General features: G+C 47.8%; 15 protein-coding genes. 8 read left to right on the top strand and 7 right to left on the bottom strand.

Annotation, left to right across the window (positions count from 1 at the left end):
- Nucleotide 1: 1 nt before the first annotated feature.
- Nucleotides 2–1,102 carry a substrate-binding domain-containing protein gene (locus FMS18_RS10270; protein ID WP_239061006.1) on the bottom strand — a complete coding sequence of 367 codons (1,101 nt, stop codon included), beginning with the start codon at nucleotides 1,100–1,102 and terminating at the stop codon, nucleotides 2–4.
- A 110-nt stretch (nucleotides 1,103–1,212) separates the two neighbouring features.
- On the bottom strand, nucleotides 1,213–1,851 hold the full coding sequence (locus FMS18_RS10265) for a queuosine precursor transporter (RefSeq protein WP_163294150.1): 639 nt from the start codon (nucleotides 1,849–1,851) through the stop codon (nucleotides 1,213–1,215).
- 254 nt (nucleotides 1,852–2,105) lie between these two features.
- Between FMS18_RS10265 and queF the strand changes: the two genes are divergently transcribed.
- The 8 genes from queF (at nucleotide 2,106) to FMS18_RS10225 (ending at nucleotide 11,179) form a co-directional block, all read left to right on the top strand.
- Nucleotides 2,106–2,609 carry a preQ(1) synthase gene (gene queF / locus FMS18_RS10260; protein WP_163294147.1) on the top strand — a complete coding sequence of 168 codons (504 nt, stop codon included), beginning with the start codon at nucleotides 2,106–2,108 and terminating at the stop codon, nucleotides 2,607–2,609.
- Between the two features lie 134 nt (nucleotides 2,610–2,743).
- Nucleotides 2,744–3,073, top strand: coding sequence for a helix-turn-helix transcriptional regulator (locus tag FMS18_RS10255; RefSeq protein WP_163294145.1), 330 nt, complete (start codon nucleotides 2,744–2,746; stop codon nucleotides 3,071–3,073).
- An 88-nt stretch (nucleotides 3,074–3,161) separates the two neighbouring features.
- Nucleotides 3,162–4,298 (top strand): permease, encoded by a 1,137-nt coding sequence (locus tag FMS18_RS10250; protein ID WP_203544595.1) that lies wholly within the window; start codon nucleotides 3,162–3,164, stop codon nucleotides 4,296–4,298.
- A 129-nt stretch (nucleotides 4,299–4,427) separates the two neighbouring features.
- Entirely contained in the window at nucleotides 4,428–4,844 is a 417-nt protein-coding gene (locus tag FMS18_RS10245; protein ID WP_163294143.1) for a putative zinc-binding protein, read from the top strand.
- Between the two features lie 109 nt (nucleotides 4,845–4,953).
- Entirely contained in the window at nucleotides 4,954–6,192 is a 1,239-nt protein-coding gene (locus FMS18_RS10240; RefSeq protein WP_163294141.1) for a diguanylate cyclase, read from the top strand.
- 156 nt (nucleotides 6,193–6,348) lie between these two features.
- A complete protein-coding gene (locus FMS18_RS10235; RefSeq protein WP_163294139.1) occupies nucleotides 6,349–6,651 on the top strand; it encodes a late competence development ComFB family protein in 303 nt (100 codons plus the stop codon).
- 148 nt (nucleotides 6,652–6,799) lie between these two features.
- On the top strand, nucleotides 6,800–7,978 hold the full coding sequence (locus FMS18_RS10230) for an efflux RND transporter periplasmic adaptor subunit (protein WP_163294137.1): 1,179 nt from the start codon (nucleotides 6,800–6,802) through the stop codon (nucleotides 7,976–7,978).
- A gap of 63 nt (nucleotides 7,979–8,041) precedes the next feature.
- On the top strand, nucleotides 8,042–11,179 hold the full coding sequence (locus FMS18_RS10225) for an efflux RND transporter permease subunit (protein ID WP_163294135.1): 3,138 nt from the start codon (nucleotides 8,042–8,044) through the stop codon (nucleotides 11,177–11,179).
- Nucleotides 11,180–11,251: 72 nt separating this feature from the next.
- Here FMS18_RS10225 and FMS18_RS10220 read toward each other — a convergent pair whose 3' ends face one another.
- The 5 genes from FMS18_RS10220 to greA form a co-directional block, all read right to left on the bottom strand.
- Nucleotides 11,252–11,890 (bottom strand): phosphatase PAP2 family protein, encoded by a 639-nt coding sequence (locus FMS18_RS10220; protein ID WP_163294133.1) that lies wholly within the window; start codon nucleotides 11,888–11,890, stop codon nucleotides 11,252–11,254.
- Between the two features lie 9 nt (nucleotides 11,891–11,899).
- Complete coding sequence (locus FMS18_RS10215; RefSeq protein ID WP_163294131.1) at nucleotides 11,900–13,081, bottom strand: sensor histidine kinase KdpD; 1,182 nt, start codon at nucleotides 13,079–13,081, stop codon at nucleotides 11,900–11,902.
- A gap of 26 nt (nucleotides 13,082–13,107) precedes the next feature.
- Entirely contained in the window at nucleotides 13,108–13,542 is a 435-nt protein-coding gene (locus FMS18_RS10210) for an META domain-containing protein (protein WP_163294129.1), read from the bottom strand.
- A gap of 83 nt (nucleotides 13,543–13,625) precedes the next feature.
- Nucleotides 13,626–14,384, bottom strand: a complete 759-nt coding sequence (locus FMS18_RS10205) for a hypothetical protein (RefSeq protein WP_163294127.1) — start codon at nucleotides 14,382–14,384, stop codon at nucleotides 13,626–13,628.
- 110 nt (nucleotides 14,385–14,494) lie between these two features.
- Nucleotides 14,495–14,980, bottom strand: coding sequence for a transcription elongation factor GreA (gene greA / locus FMS18_RS10200; protein WP_163294125.1), 486 nt, complete (start codon nucleotides 14,978–14,980; stop codon nucleotides 14,495–14,497).
- Nucleotides 14,981–15,283 lie beyond the last annotated feature (303 nt).

Raw genomic sequence — 15,283 nt, 5'->3', positions numbered from 1 at the left:
TTTAGTTTCCCGAGTAACGGAAGCTCTCCTGTTGCAATCGTTGCAGCCGTTTCGCATTTACTCTTTTATCCAGTATTTCAAACCTGCCGGAAAAAACAAGGGGGATCTGTGAATTTTTTCCAAGCATATCAAGAATGATGGCATCAGCCATGGCAACCCCGTTGTCATCGTTGATGCGCATTACTGTAACTTCTAGCTCCCCTTTTTTAATTGCGTCAATTTCAGGTGACCCACCGCCCCAGCCATTGACCATGATGCGGTTCAGTAGCCCTTTTTCTCGCAACCCTTCAATTGCTCCGAGGGCAATGTCTGTTGAACAGGCGTAAATAAATTTTATATCCGGGTGGTGTTCAGCAATTTTCAATGCAGCCAGCCGGGCTTTTTCTTTGTCGATACCGGTGCGGAAAACAGCGGCTAATTTCAGGGATGTGTATTTGTCCATGTATGAGATAAAAGTGCCCCCCCTTTCCTTGTTCAAATGTCCGGGGTCCGGGAGGAATACAGCATATTTGCCGTGCCCACCGGTTTTGCGGGCAAAGTACTTTGCGAGCATTTGTGTACCCTGTGCATGGTCGAATCCCACATACATGAAGGGCTGCTTGCCTTCCCAAATCTTAAGCGGGGTGGTGATGTTCTGGAGTATAACTTTCGGCTTTCCGGCGACGAGGATCGATTCGATCATCCGTTGATGGCGTGAAGCATCAAGGGTGAAAATAAGATAGTCTGGATTGGTTTCCAGAGCTTTATGAAAAACTGCGGACTGCTTGCCGAGTGGGGCGGTCGGTTTGATGAAAAATCTATGGATGCGCGGGATGATGCCGTATTGTTTAATTCTGCTTTCTAAAGATCTACAGCTTCTGCGCCAGTAGTCGGATATTTGTTTGCCAGGACATACAACAGCAATTTTGGGGCTGAATTGTTTGTCCAGTCGTTCAACGATGTTTTTTTTGACCAGTTTATTGAAACTCTCTTCAAGAAGTTTTTCTCCGGGATGCAATATTATGTATTCTTCGAGAGTGTAATACTCTCCTGCTTCGAGCGGTATAGCGGGAAGTAGAGAGCATAAGATTGTTATTAATATGAGGAGTTGTTTGAAATTCATTACTGTCTCCATATTTCATTGGTACATGGAAATATGGAGACAGTATATCAGAATGGCAGGCAAATGTAACTCCGGGAACTCATTTCTCGGAGATCTTTATCTCATCGTGGTCAGGTGGTCGCAGCCAGTGGAGTACGCTGCCTGAGCAGGTTTACCCCGGCATAGACCAGTGGGGTATCCAGAAAGGCTATGCAGACTTTGGCAACCCATTGGCCGATGATGATGTCGGTTACAGGCATGACTCCGTAGAAGGCCACGCTGACAAAGATGGTTGAATCAATTAACTGGGAAATGATGGTCGAGAGGTTGTTGCGCAACCAGAGGTGTTTACCGTTGGTCATACTGCGCAGCAGATGGAAGAGCCATACATCATTGGTCTGGCTGACCAGATAGGCCAGTAGGGAGGCCAGTACTATGCGCGGGGTGTTGCCGAGCACACTGGCAAAGCCTTCCTGACCATGCCAGAAGGGCGCAGGTGTCCAGTGTAGGGCGGCCCATGAAAGGACAATGGCGGTGAGCAGAGCGATAAATCCGCAATGGATTACTTCGTTTGCCCGTTCCTTTCCCCAGATTTCACTGATAATATCAGAGACGATAAAGGTCACGGAGTAGGCGAGTACTCCGGCGGGAGCGTAAAAACCGAAGATGTTGATGATCTTGGTTGATACAACCGCGGCCATGACCAGCGAGCCGATGAAAAGGCTCGTGAGAAGAGTGAACGCTTTGCGTTCAAATGTTGAAGAGAGCATTGGATTCCCTTGTGTTGAATGTTCTTGTTTTGAAACGGAAACCGCCCGACACGAGCAAAAGGGAGAAAGTCCCGCGCCTCGACTGTTCCGTTTCGGGGCAAATGTACAGGGTGCAGGGTTGCCAGCATTTGGATAAAAAGTCAAAATGGAAATATGGACCGTGAAGGTTTTCTTTTAGCGGGCAAGCTGCTAACAGCCGGGACTCGATTAAGGCACTTTTCAGATTAGACTGTTTATCTATGGAGAAGATCATTATGAAAACAACAAAAAGTCAGGACAAGACTGAAGCTCTTGTCTCCCTTGGTCAGGCCGGGGCCACAAAGTATAATTTTGATACCCCCGGACCGGAAATCCTTGAAACCTTCCCGAATAACTTTCCGGGCAGACCTTATATAATCAGCATTGAATTCCCGGAATATACCTCCCTTTGTCCGGTAACCGGACAGCCTGATTTCGCAACCATCATTGTGGAATACATTCCCGATGAACTTTGTGTGGAATCCAAAAGTTTCAAGCTTTACATGGGGGCCTACCGCAACCATCAATCCTTCATGGAAACTATCACCAACAACATCCTTGATCATTTTGTGGGCCGCCTTTCTCCTCTGTGGATGAGGGTAAAGGGGATTTTTTCTCCCCGTGGCGGAACCGGGCTGCATGTTTTTGCCGAGCATTACAATAAAGAGAGTGTTCAGTACGAAGAAGTCCGTGAAACTGTCCGTGAATGGAAAATGGAATCCGGTAGACATTCAGCTTAGTTTTCTTTATTTGGAATATTAAGTGGTTATCGTCTTTGTCCCTTCTTGCCGTAAATTTATTTGATTGGTGCGGCTTGACAGGATTGGAATAATTTTTATATTTTGCCAAACAGGAAAGTTTGGGAGAAACAAACATGACAGCAAATATCGAGACCAAATCAAAAGTGTTCAAGGCATTGGGACATCCCAGCAGGCTTGCAATTGTGGAAGCCCTTTGTGATGGAGAGCTTTGTGTCTGCGATATTGTTCCCATTGTGGGACGGGATATCTCTACTGTGTCCAAGCATCTTTCATTGCTTAAGGATGCGGGGGTACTTAAGGATAACAAACGCGGGACCAACGTGTATTACAGTCTGGACATGGATTGTGTTCCGGGATTCCTGAATTGCCTTGAGAATTTTTTTGCTGCCAAGTTTGAGGAGCAGGCCAAGGCCTATGCCGCAAGTTCCATAAAAAAATTGTAAGTAGGAACAGCTGCGACTTTGTTGTAGCTGTTCTTTTTTGGATAGAGATTTTCGTATTTGGCAAAATATAAATACTGGAGAAAGAATAATGGAAGAACTGAATATTAAACCCTGTGCCTGTTCATCTGAACCTAAGAAGATGGAACCTCTAGGTATGAGTCCTGAGCCGGAAACTCCGGCGGAAGAACAAAAAAAATCCACCCTGCCATTGAGTGGGAATATGTTGTGGGCCGCAATGGGCGGTGGACTGCTGCTTTGGTACGCGCTCTATTCTCAGTTGCTGTCTTTTTCCCGGTATGCGGCCTTTGAGCTGCTTGGTCTTGCTCCGGGCAGTCACCTTGGAGAGGCAATACAGTTTTTCATTTACGATACCCCCAAGGTCCTAATGCTGTTGGTGCTGGTGGTCTTTGGTATCGGGATTATTCGTTCTTATGTGACAGTGGAATGGACCCGCAAGGTTTTGGCCGGGAAGCGGGAATCTGTCGGGAACGTGCTGGCTGCCCTTCTTGGGGTCGTTACTCCGTTCTGCTCCTGTTCCGCTGTGCCTCTATTCATCGGTTTTGTGGCCGGCGGGGTTCCGCTGGGCGTTACGTTTTCTTTCCTTATCTCGGCACCCATGGTTAACGAGGTGGCACTGGTACTGCTTTACGGGCTTATGGGCTGGAAGGTCGCAACCCTGTATTTTGTTACCGGAATTGCCATTGCCATCGTGGCCGGATGGGTTATCGGCCGGCTGGGGATGGAGAAGCACGTGGAAGGCTGGGTCAAACTGGCCAGTACCGAGAACAACGGTCCGCAGTCTGATATGAGTGTTGAGGACCGGGTGGCTTTCGGTATTGATTCAGTTAAGGATATTGTGGGTAAGGTCTGGTTTTATGTTGTACTCGGTATCGGAGCCGGGGCAGCCATCCACGGTTATGTTCCTGAAGAAATGATGGCTTCCATTATGGGTAAGGGTGTCTGGTGGGCGGTTCCCGTTTCTGTACTGCTGGGAATTCCCATGTACACCAATGCCGCCGGGGTTATTCCAATTGTTGATGCCCTGCTGGGCAAAGGGGCTGCTCTTGGAACCGTACTGGCCTTCATGATGAGCGTAATTGCCTTGTCTTTTCCTGAAATGGTCATCCTGCGTAAGGTACTCAAGCCGAAGCTGATCGCTGTGTTTGTCGGAGTAGTCGCCTGCGGTATCCTTATTGTGGGGTATCTGTTTAATATGATAATTTAACTTCCCTTGAGAATCGCATTTATTCAACCGCATTGCCCATTGGGCGGTGCGGTTGTTTTTTTGCCTTTTTTTTCAAGCAGGTATTGTGATACTGTAAAAGCGGAACAATCTTTCGGGAGGTGCGTCAGAATGAGTGAAGAATATGAAACCGGTTTTATGGTGGTCAGCTGTTCCGGTGGGTCCGGTTCCGGTCAGGCGGCTAACAGTTTGGCTGTGGAGCTGAACAGGAGCGGTTTTGCCAAGATGGTCTGCCTTGCCGGGATCGGGGCCGGCTTGGACGAGTGTGTAGAGGAGGCAGGCAAGGTCCGGGATCTCATTGTTATTGATGGTTGTGAAAAAGGGTGTTCGCAGATTATGTTGAGTAAGATGGGAATTGAGCCTGTGCACACTTTCTGTTTGACCAAAATGGGCGTGGAGTGCCCTGTCTCGGAAATTGATCCTGTAATGTTGGAAGAGTTGCGTAAGAAGATAAAACTGTTGTTCGGTCAGCAAAGGGCCAATTCCAAGTATGCAGTGTGCGGGTGCGACACTTGTGTCAGGGAATAAGGGTATGGTTTTACAAAATAATAATAGAAAAAAGCTGATTGTTTGCTATTTATAAGGTTAGGCTTAAGCTTAACCTTTTTTAGTTGTATAACAGGGTTTGGGTGGTTTTGTGAGTCAAGTTCTTATATTGGAGCCAAGCAAGGCTACGGCTTTGTTTATCCAGATTACTTTACAGAAGGCCGGGTTTGATTGTGATCATGCCAGTACATATGAAGGTGCACAGGAGTTGATTGCCGCCAATGACTATTTTGTTGGTTTGAGCAGTATGGTGCTTGACGGGGTGGATTACGGCATGGGCATCGATCTGCTGCTTGAGCATAGGATTCCCGCTATTGCTGTTACTGCCTCACTTGACGATCATGTGTTAAGGGCCCTCTCAAATAAAAATATTGTGGACTACGTGCTCAAGAAGCCGGATCAGGCTGAGTATATTGCCCGCATTGTCAGTCGGGTTTATAAGAATCAGGGAGTCAAGGTTCTTATTGTTGATGATTCCGCTTCAGTGCGGGATTGGGTTACCAGGATTCTTAAGAGGCAGGGTTTGACTGTTCTTCAGGCCGAAGACGGAGTTGATGCCACAAAGGTTTTTTATACGAACAGTGATATCAAGCTGGTGCTGACTGATTATAATATGCCGGAAATGGACGGGCTGAGGCTCACTGCGCATTTGCGTTCCATACGCTCTATGGATGAACTGAGTATAATTGTTCTTTCTTCAGATACTAAATCCCGTACCGCTCCGCTTTTTCTGAAACAGGGAGCCAATGATTTTATTCAGAAAACCGCCTCTATTGAAGAGATTCTTTGCCGGGTAAATTCCAACTTGGAGTTTCTTGAGTTGATCCAAGCTTCCCGCGACCGGGCCAACAAGGATTTCCTGACCGGATTGTGGAACAGGAGATATTTTTTCGAATACGGAGAACCGCTTTACGAGCAGCTTATCCTTGGAGGGCGTGAGCTTTGTGTGGTCATTCTGGATATTGATCATTTTAAGAAGGTTAACGATACTTACGGTCATGATGCCGGGGATGAGGTTTTAAAGGAATTTTCAGCATTGCTGGCGGACTATGTGGGGGATGCCGGGTTGGTTTCCAGATTTGGCGGGGAAGAGTTTACCATTGTTCTTGATGGCGTTCCGGCTGATGAATTGATTGATTTTTTGGAAGAGTTCAGAGTGCTGGTGGAGGGATTTTCTGTGGAATTTAAAGGTCAGGTTATAACTATTACCGTCTCTATCGGGGCTACAGCCAATATGGATGAATCGCTCACCGCAATGATCAGCCGGGCGGATGACAAGCTTTATGAGGCCAAAGGGTCCGGCAGGAATAAAGTCCTTTGTGATTGGTAGCAGGATGTCTGCTTACTTTTGTATTCTCCGGTACATTTTTTGTGCCGGTTTTTTTGTTTGAACGGTTTTAAAATTGACTTTGAATACCTGTTTTTATGCGCTATACTTTGTATAATATAGGTTGAAGCCGTTATGGCCCAAGCAAAGGGGGAGATTATGTTGTCATTGAAGGATTTCTTTAAGACCGGTGAAATCGTGAACCTTGCCGAAGAGGCTGTATATGAAGAATTGCGGAAACTTATCAGCAGAGAGGAGATTGAATTCTGCCAATGCGATAAGTGTTTGTTTGATATTGCTTGCGTGGTTTTGAATAATATTCCGAGTCTTTACTCTTCCAGCATTGTCGACCGAACTTATCCCAGTGCGGAGTTCAAAGCTGAATATGAAAATTTGAGGATACTGGCTGCGACTGAAATTCCGCAGGCCATAGAGCGGATCAGGGGCAGGTTGCATCATTAGTTTTTTTAAGTCTGATGCATAATAATTTACTTTTTTTTGAAATGGTAATCGGTTAGTGTCTCATCACTTATCATTATAAATGGGATTGGGAACGGATTACTGTTTCAAGGGTAATCTTTTTCTTTGAAATATTACTCAGGGGGAATTTGTGAAATCATTTTTTCGTGCGGCTGCTGAAAAGAAGGCAATCGCAATTTTTCTTTTTGCCTTGTTGACTCTGTCTTTTGCGCTGGGCGGCTGTTTTGATGATGGAAAGGAAGAGCAGAGTTCTGCTCAGGCCATGCCTGTAAAAGTCGTCAAGATTACTGAACATCCGTTTCCTGTTATGGGCGAGTATGTGGCCCAGATTGAAGCTTTGAAAACTGTTGATATCAAGGCCCGTGTTCAGGGGCATATCAAAGAGCGGTTGTTCACTGAAGGGCAGGCTGTGAAAGAAGGGCAGCTCCTTTTTATTATCGATCCCCGTCCCTATAACGAGGCCCTGAAAAAAGCCGAGGCGGAACTGGCCAGCACCAAGGCTACCCTTGCCAAGGCCAGCAAGGATTACAAAAGATTTAAGGCTCTTTTTGATCAGGGTGCTGTGAGTCGCGAGGAATTTGATTCCAAGATTACCGACAAACAGGTGCTTGAGGCCAATGTGAGCAACGCCAAAGCTCAGGTTGAGCAGGCTAATCTGGATATGGGTTTTACCCAGATTAAATCTCCCATGGACGGCATTATCGGGCGTACCCAGGTAGAGCCGGGCACTCTGGTTGCCGCTGAAGCAACAGTGTTGGCAACTGTTTCTGCCGTGGACCCGGTTTATGTAAATTTCAGCATCCCCGAAAAAGAATATCTTGTAGCCATCCGTGAAATAGAAGCCAACAAAAAAGCAGGAAAGCCTGACAGGGATTCCAGTCTCCAGATTATTCTGGCAGATGGCGGTTACTATGACCACAACGGTACTTTTAACATGGCTGACCGCGCCGTGGATTCCACAACCGGAACACTGGGCATCAGGGCTGAATTTCCTAACCCGGACAGGATTTTGCGCGACGGACAGTATGCCAAAGTTGTGGCCCAGCTCAAAAATTACCCTAATGCATTAGTGGTTCCCACACGGGCATTGCTTGATGTGCAGGGACGTAAATCACTGCTGGCCGTTGTCAACGGAACTGTGGTGGAAAAAGCGGTAACCATTGATTACACCGATGACCGCAATACCGTGATCAAAACCGGAATTGAGTCCGGGACCATGATTATTGCAGATGGGGTGAACAAAATTCGCCCCGGAACCCCGGTCAGTCCCCAGGTCGTTCAGGACCAGTCCCAAGCAGAGAAGCAGTAGTTCAATTTAATACCTTAAATCTCCCCGCAAATGCGGGGAGATAATTTTTCGCAGGAAGAAGCTATGGTCAATTTCTTTATCGACAGACCCATTTTCTCGTCCGTTATTTCCATCATTATTACAATGGTGGGCTTGCTGAGTATTTTTACCCTGCCCATTGCCCAGTATCCTGAGATCGCACCGCCCACAGTTCAGATTGCGGCCCAATATACCGGAGCCAGTGCGGACGTTGTGGAACAGACTGTTGCGGCCCCCATTGAGGAGCAGGTCAACGGCGCGCAGGATATGCTTTACATGAATTCCATCAGCTCCAACGACGGACGCATGGTGCTCAATGTTACCTTTGATCTGGGCCGTGATCTGGAACTGGCCACTGTAGATGTGCAGAACAGGGTCAGCCTTGCCACCCCCCAGCTTCCTTCTGAAGTAACCAAGTCCGGGGTCAGTGTTAAAAAGCAGTCTTCAAGTATGATCTGTGTGATCAGCCTGCTTTCCCCGGAAGGAACATATGATTCACTTTTTCTGAATAACTACGCTAAGATTAATCTCTTTGATGCTGTTTCCCGTATTCCCGGAGTGGGCAGTGTGTCCCTTTTCGGTGATCAGGATTACGGCATGCGCATCTGGCTGGACCCGGATAAGATGGCCCGGCTGGCGATTACCGCTGACGATATTATCGCCGCTGTGCAGGAGCAGAACCTGCAAGCCCCCGCAGGGCAGGTTGGACAGCCGCCGGCTGCTTCAGGACAGCAGTTCCAGCTGACTGTCAGGGTTAAGGGACGCCTCAGTGAACCCGAGGAGTTCGGCAGTATTATCGTCAAAGCTAATCCGGACGGCAGTACCGTGCATATCCGGGATGTGGCCCGTGTGGAAATGGGGTCCAAGTCCTATTCCGCTTTCGGCAGGCAGGGTGAAATTGATTCCGCCATGCTGCTGGTTTATCAGCTGCCCGGAGCAAATGCGCTGGATATTGTAGAGCACGTCCGTTCTACCATGAAGGATCTTTCCCAGGATTTTCCCACTGGAATGAAATACGACATTCCTTACGACACCACCCTGTTCGTAACCGCTTCCATTGATGAAGTTATGGATACACTTTACGAGGCCATGGCTCTCGTCTTTATCGTGGTATTCATCTTTTTGCAGAACCTGCGGGCGACCATCGTGCCCATGATTGCGGTACCGGTTTCACTGGTTGGTACTTTTGCATTTTTTCAGGTTTTGGGATTCTCCATCAATACCCTGACTCTTTTCGGAATGGTTTTGGCAATCGGTATTGTTGTTGATGACGCTATCGTCGTAGTCGAAGCGGTGCAATCCAAGATTGACGAGGAAGGGCTGGATGCCAAGACGGCAACCAAGGAAGCTATGAAAGAGGTTTCCGGGCCTATTGTTGCGACCACTGCGGTTCTTATTGCCGTGTTTGTGCCTGTTGCCTTCATGGGTGGTATTTCCGGGCAGCTTTACAAACAGTTTGCATTGACCCTTGCGGTATCAGTTGCCATTTCGTCTGTTAATGCACTTACTTTTTCTCCGGCTATGTCCGCTTTGCTTTTGCGGCCGCAAAAGGAAATGCGCGGTCCTTTGGGCTGGTTTTTCAAGCAGTTCAATAAATATTTTGGTAAAGTAACTTCCGGTTATACATCCGGTGTGCGTGTTATATTGCGTAAGTCATTTGTCGCGCTGGGTATTTTCGGGGTTCTCATGTTCGGAACCTACTCCTTGTTTCAGACTGTACCCACCGGCTTCGTGCCTAACGAGGATCAGGGATATTTCATGATCAACGTACAGCTGCCCGAAGGTGCATCTCTTGAGCGTTCGGATGCAGTGGTGAAGCAGGTTGAGGAAATCCTGAAAAATGAACCCGGAGTGAAAGACTTTTTCGCTCTTGGCGGATTCAACCTGATCACCGCAGCTTATTCTTCCTATACCTCAACTCTTTTTGCCATCCTTGAACCGTGGGACGAACGAACCGATCCGCAGTTGCATGTGAATTCCATCCTGCAAAAGGTGCAGGGGAAGCTGTTCGGTATTCAGGAGGCGATGATTATCTGCTTCAACCCGCCGCCCATTAACGGTATCGGGTCCACGGGCGGTTTGCAGTTTGAATTGCAGGACCGTTCCGGCGGCAGCGTGGAGGAGCTTGCTCAGACTGCTCAGGATTACATGGCAGAGCTTCGCAAACATCCTGAACTTACCGGTATCTTTTCCACCTTCAGTGCCAATGTGCCGCAACTTTTTGTTGATGTTGACCGTGACAAGGTCCGCAAGCTGGGAATTCCTCTCAATGAGGTGTTCACCGCCATGCAGACTTTTCTTGGCGGGTACTACATTAATGATTTCAACAAGTACGGCAGGACCTATCGGGTAATGGCCCAGGCTGATTCCCAATTCAGGACCAGCCCTGAAGATGTTTCCAAATTTTACGTGCGCGGAGATACCGGGAAGATGATTCCTCTTTCCACTCTGCTTAATCAGGAGAAGATTTTCGGACCGGAATATATCCAGCGTTACAATCTTTTCCGGGCCATTGAGATCACGGCTTCCAACGCTCCGGGATACAGTACCGGGCAGGCCATGGCGGTCATGGAAAAAATAGCCCGTGACACTCTGCCCAGAGGGTATGGTTTTGACTGGACCAACATTGCCTATCAGGAAAAGAAATCCGGCGGGGAAGTCATTGTTATTTTCGCATTGGCGGTTCTCATGGTTTTCCTCGTACTTGCAGCGCAGTACGAAAGCTGGATTATTCCGCTGGCGATTGTTTTTGCGGTTCCGCTGGGTGTGTTCGGGGCTATTTCCGGGCAATTCCTGCGCGGGCTGGATAACAATGTCTATGCCCAGATCGGTTTGATCATGCTGATCGGTCTTGCAGCTAAGAACGCAATTCTCATCGTGGAATTTGCCAAGGCCAAGTATGAGAAGGGAGCCTCGCTGGTTGATGCCGCTGTGCAGGCCGCACAACTCCGTTTCCGTCCTATCCTGATGACTTCCTTTGCATTCATCCTCGGCGTTGTGCCGCTGGTAATTGCACAGGGAGCGGGATCGGCCAGCCGTCATGCACTCGGTACTTCGGTCTTTTCAGGGATGATCGCGGCTACCGTGCTTGGTGTGCTCTTTGTGCCGCTGTTCTATGTGACGCTGGTCAAGATACAGAACAGGAAGAAAGCTGCCGAGAAGCCTGACTCGACTGATGAATAGCTGTTAATTTAAGTTCAAAAAAAAGACCCCGCCGGAATATTCCGGCGGGGTCTTTTTTTTGGGTAGCGAGTTCTATTCCCGGTTGGTGCAGTTTCGATACAGGAAGTAATGCGTCCAGATTGCGGAAGTCATGCCGATAAAGCAGCCTAAGATTACATCTGCGGGGTAATGCTTGCCTACTATGACCCGGCTTAGTCCCACCAATACCGCTAGAATAATCGGAATGTATTTCTTGTGTGCTAAAAGCAGTGCTGCGGCTGTGGTCAGTGAGAAGATGCGCAGGGTGTGCCCTGAAGGGAAGGAGTTCTGCAAATATTTTCCGGAAAACCAGGTGAAGCCGTATGAACCGTCTTCAAAAAAAAGAGGCGGACGGCAACGTCCGAAAAACCATTTTAATTCATCGCCGATAAGCATGGCGGTCATGGTTGAAAATGCCACCAACAATAAAGCCCGCGACCTGTTTTGGATACCGTTTAGTACTGCGTCCATACTGCCACCGATCAGGGCCAGAAAGGAAATTGTCTGAATGACATGTTTGGAGGCCAGTTTGCTGAGGAGTTTGCCGACGGTTACCGCAAAAGTTCCTTTCAATGTATGGGCGGCTTTGGCAATGGGCAGATCAAGGTATTGGTAAAAAATAATTACCAGCAGCAGGGTCGCAAGTGCCCCCGCGGCGGTGTATAGAGACAACCGTTTGGGATTACCGCCCATAGGATCTCCTTACAGTCCGCGCTGACAGGGATCTGTCACCAGCTGTTCTGCTGAAGGGGAGAGGGGCAGTTCTACATAGAAATTGGTTCCGTCTTCCTGTGATGAATCAAACCAGACTTTTCCCCGGAGGTAGTTTTCAGTAAACAATTTCACGCTATATGTTCCAAGGCCTCTCCCCTTTCCTTTGGTGGAAAATGATTTCCTGAAAATCTGGTGGGCGACAGTCATGGGAATAGCCCCTTCATTGGAAATTGTGAACAGGGCAAGATTTTCATTACTACTGGCCTTGATTTCAACTTTTCCATTAGCCGGGGATGCTTCGATTGCGTTTTTGACCAGATTTTCAATTATGCGGTAAAGGATTCTCTTGTCTGTGAGCAGGCCGAACTCTGCAATTTCAGAGTTGATAAAAATGTTTTTATCCTTTGCCAACTGGCTGCCGGAATAGAAAGTACTGACGGATTCCAGAATCTGTTTTACTGCAACGGGTTCATTGTGGATTTCGAGTTGCTTGCTCTCAGCGGAAATGAAGAGTCTGTGAGCATCAATTTCATTTGCCATAAAATTGGCCCGGTCAACAATCATTCCGGCCAGATCGCGGTGCTCACTCTTTATGGCATCTTCCCTGATCAGGGTTCCGGCGTTGACTATACCGTTTACGGCATTGAGCAGGTCGTGAAGGAACACCCGTTCCATCATTTCCTTATGTTTGCTGTCTGATATATCAGCCAAATGGATTATAAAATATTGTTCATCCCTGATTACGATGGGAGATGCATTTACTTTGAAGGTATATGATTTGACTTTGCCGTCGATACTGGCCAGCAACATACATTCTTCTTCCGCCCTGCCTCCGGTCATGGCGGTCTGGATAGCCCGTAAAGCACCGCATTGGACGCAGGGGACAGCCTCTCCGCACCAGCTTTTTTGTGAGTTACAGCAGCGTAGCAGTTCTCCGGGCCGGCGTCCCAGAATCATATTTTCACGTTGTTCGCCCACGGCAGCTGCAAGAGTCTCATTGTAGAGGACAATTTTTCGGGCGTTGTTGAGAATAAATGATGGATTAGGCACGGAATTGATAAGTTCCGCGGCAAATTCTTTCCTTATCCTTTCATGTTGATCCAGAACTTCCCGAGTACAGGGATCGTAGCTTTCAAGTGAAGATTTCTGGTTGTATACGTCGTCGCTCATCAAGTCCCTCGCAGGTCACTATTTGGTTAATGACCTTTATAAAAAAGCAGGGAGTTATCTTCCCCTTCCATGTAAAGCATGCCGTCCCTTTCCTGCATGGAATTAACCCGGTCCAGAGCCTGCATGAATTTGAATTCCTGTAAATTCATGTTCTTGGAGCAGGTTTTGCGGGTCATGGCCAGCGGTCCGGTTCTGAAAATTCCGTTCACGTATGAATAGTCGCCGCGAAAGCTGTTGCAGCCGCCGGAGCCGTAGATCTTACCATTGCTGTCAAGACGCATCCAGATATGGGCGAAGCCTCCTATGGACTTGCCGTCAATATCTTCTGCAATCCACTTGGTGTCAGTAGGATTTTCATACGCAGGATAATAGGTCTGCTTGGGGGCGCAGCCTGCTGCAAAAAGAACAGCAAAAACAGCCAAAGCCAGCAGGGTGTGTTTTTTCAGTTTGGTCATTTTCATTAAAGAATTCCTCCGTTCGGGCCATTGTACTCATATGTAACCCTTTTTGATAGGAAAAATTCAAGAAATAACTGAAGATATTTTTATAGTCCGCAAAGCATATAGCCGAGGATAAGTCCGCACTTGTCTGTGCAGGATGGATAGAATTGCTTATGGGATTTTGTGCGGGAGCGGTTCTCTTTGCCATAATAGAATTCGGCAATGGACAGGGGAGTATAGCCGTTTTTTGCTGCGAAGTTGAGCAGTTTCGGAGCGCAACAGTCCCCGGTTCCGGTGGGAATGCCCTTTTGACCGAGGATTATTTCCGGCATGGACCGGGTTTCGCCGCGAAAGTTGTGGACTTGGTATATGGAATGGATTTCGCGCATTAAGCCTTGGGAAAGTTTTTTGCGCCGGGTGGAAAGGGTAGTGTGTTCAGCTGTTTTGGGTGTCAGTTTTTCCATTTCCTGACCGATTCTCTTAATTTCTTTTTCAGTGGATTGGGTCAGGGTCTGGAAGTCGCGCGGGTTGATTATGGGGCTTACCCAGCCCGCTATTTCCCAATGACCGTTGTACTGTCCTGAAAAAGCCTTGGCTGAGTGTTCCTGACCTGCGTGGTCAAGATAGCTCATAATCCCGAACATCTGGCCGCGTGCTTTGCCGAAAAGATAGTCGGTGCTGAAATCCGGTTCGGCCTGTTCAGGCGGCAGATCAAAGTCCGCACGTCCGGCTGAGTCTAATTTTTCCATCAAATCAAGGCAGAGCTGGATAGCCTTTCCCGGTCCGATGGTATGGATGGTTTCGCACCGGGAGCAGAACCCGGAGCAGGATATGTTGTCTGTTAATATTTCCGTGCCGTGCATGTGAACGCCCGCTGATGATTATAAAAACGGGGATGCGCCTTGGCACACCCCCGTTTAATTGCATTAATTCAGAACCTGCGGCCCTGTTACTGGCTGACGGAATAACTGTATTATTGGGAAGCAGGTCCGTTAAAGACTACAGAAACAATGCCGTATTCAATTCTGCCACGGGGGGCGTTGACTATGACTTCGTCTCCTTCCTCTTTACCGAGCAGGGCTTTACCGACCGGGGATTCAACGGAGATGATGCCTTTTTTGAAATCACTCTCGTCCGGGCCCATGATGGTGTAAGTCTTTTCTTCGCCGGTATCGATGTCTTCAAGCTCGACAGTCGCGCCGAAAGTTACTTTCGGGCCGCCAAGAGTTTTCATGTCTACAACATTGAACTGGGGGATGCGGGATTCAATATAGTTGATCTTCGCCTCAAGCATTCCCTGTCTCTCGCGGGCTGCGTGATAACCGCCGTTTTCCTTGAGGTCGCCTTCTTCGCGGGCTTCCGCAATGGCTTTAATGATCTCAGGGCGTTCTTTCTTAAGAGCAGCAAGCTCTTTCTTGATTTTAGCAAATCCTTCTTGCGAAATGGGTATATTGCTCACTTCATAAACCTCAAATAATTCCGTCGTTGTCAATAAAAATGCAGCCACTGCCGAAAAGGTCTTTTGCGGAAGTGAAGCTGCGTTGGGTACATGATTCGGGGCAACCAGTCAGTTGCTGAAAGTTCTGGGTAGAACATCCTTGGGTGTAGGTCAAGTCGCTTTTGACATTAGATGGCTGGTTTGACCATTTTTTTAATGTTGCGAGTATGTTATCGCGTAGAATAATGTTTTTGCAGTTTTTATTTAATGCTGCTGTAGGGTTTCATAAATTATAATTGTAGCAGTAATAAATTGGTTTTATTG

Source organism: Desulfovibrio sp. JC022 (assembly GCF_010470665.1).
Classification (GTDB): Bacteria; Desulfobacterota; Desulfovibrionia; order Desulfovibrionales; family Desulfovibrionaceae; genus Maridesulfovibrio.
The sequence above is the reverse complement of the archived record's forward strand: the minus strand, read 5'-3'. Positions and strand labels throughout refer to the sequence as shown.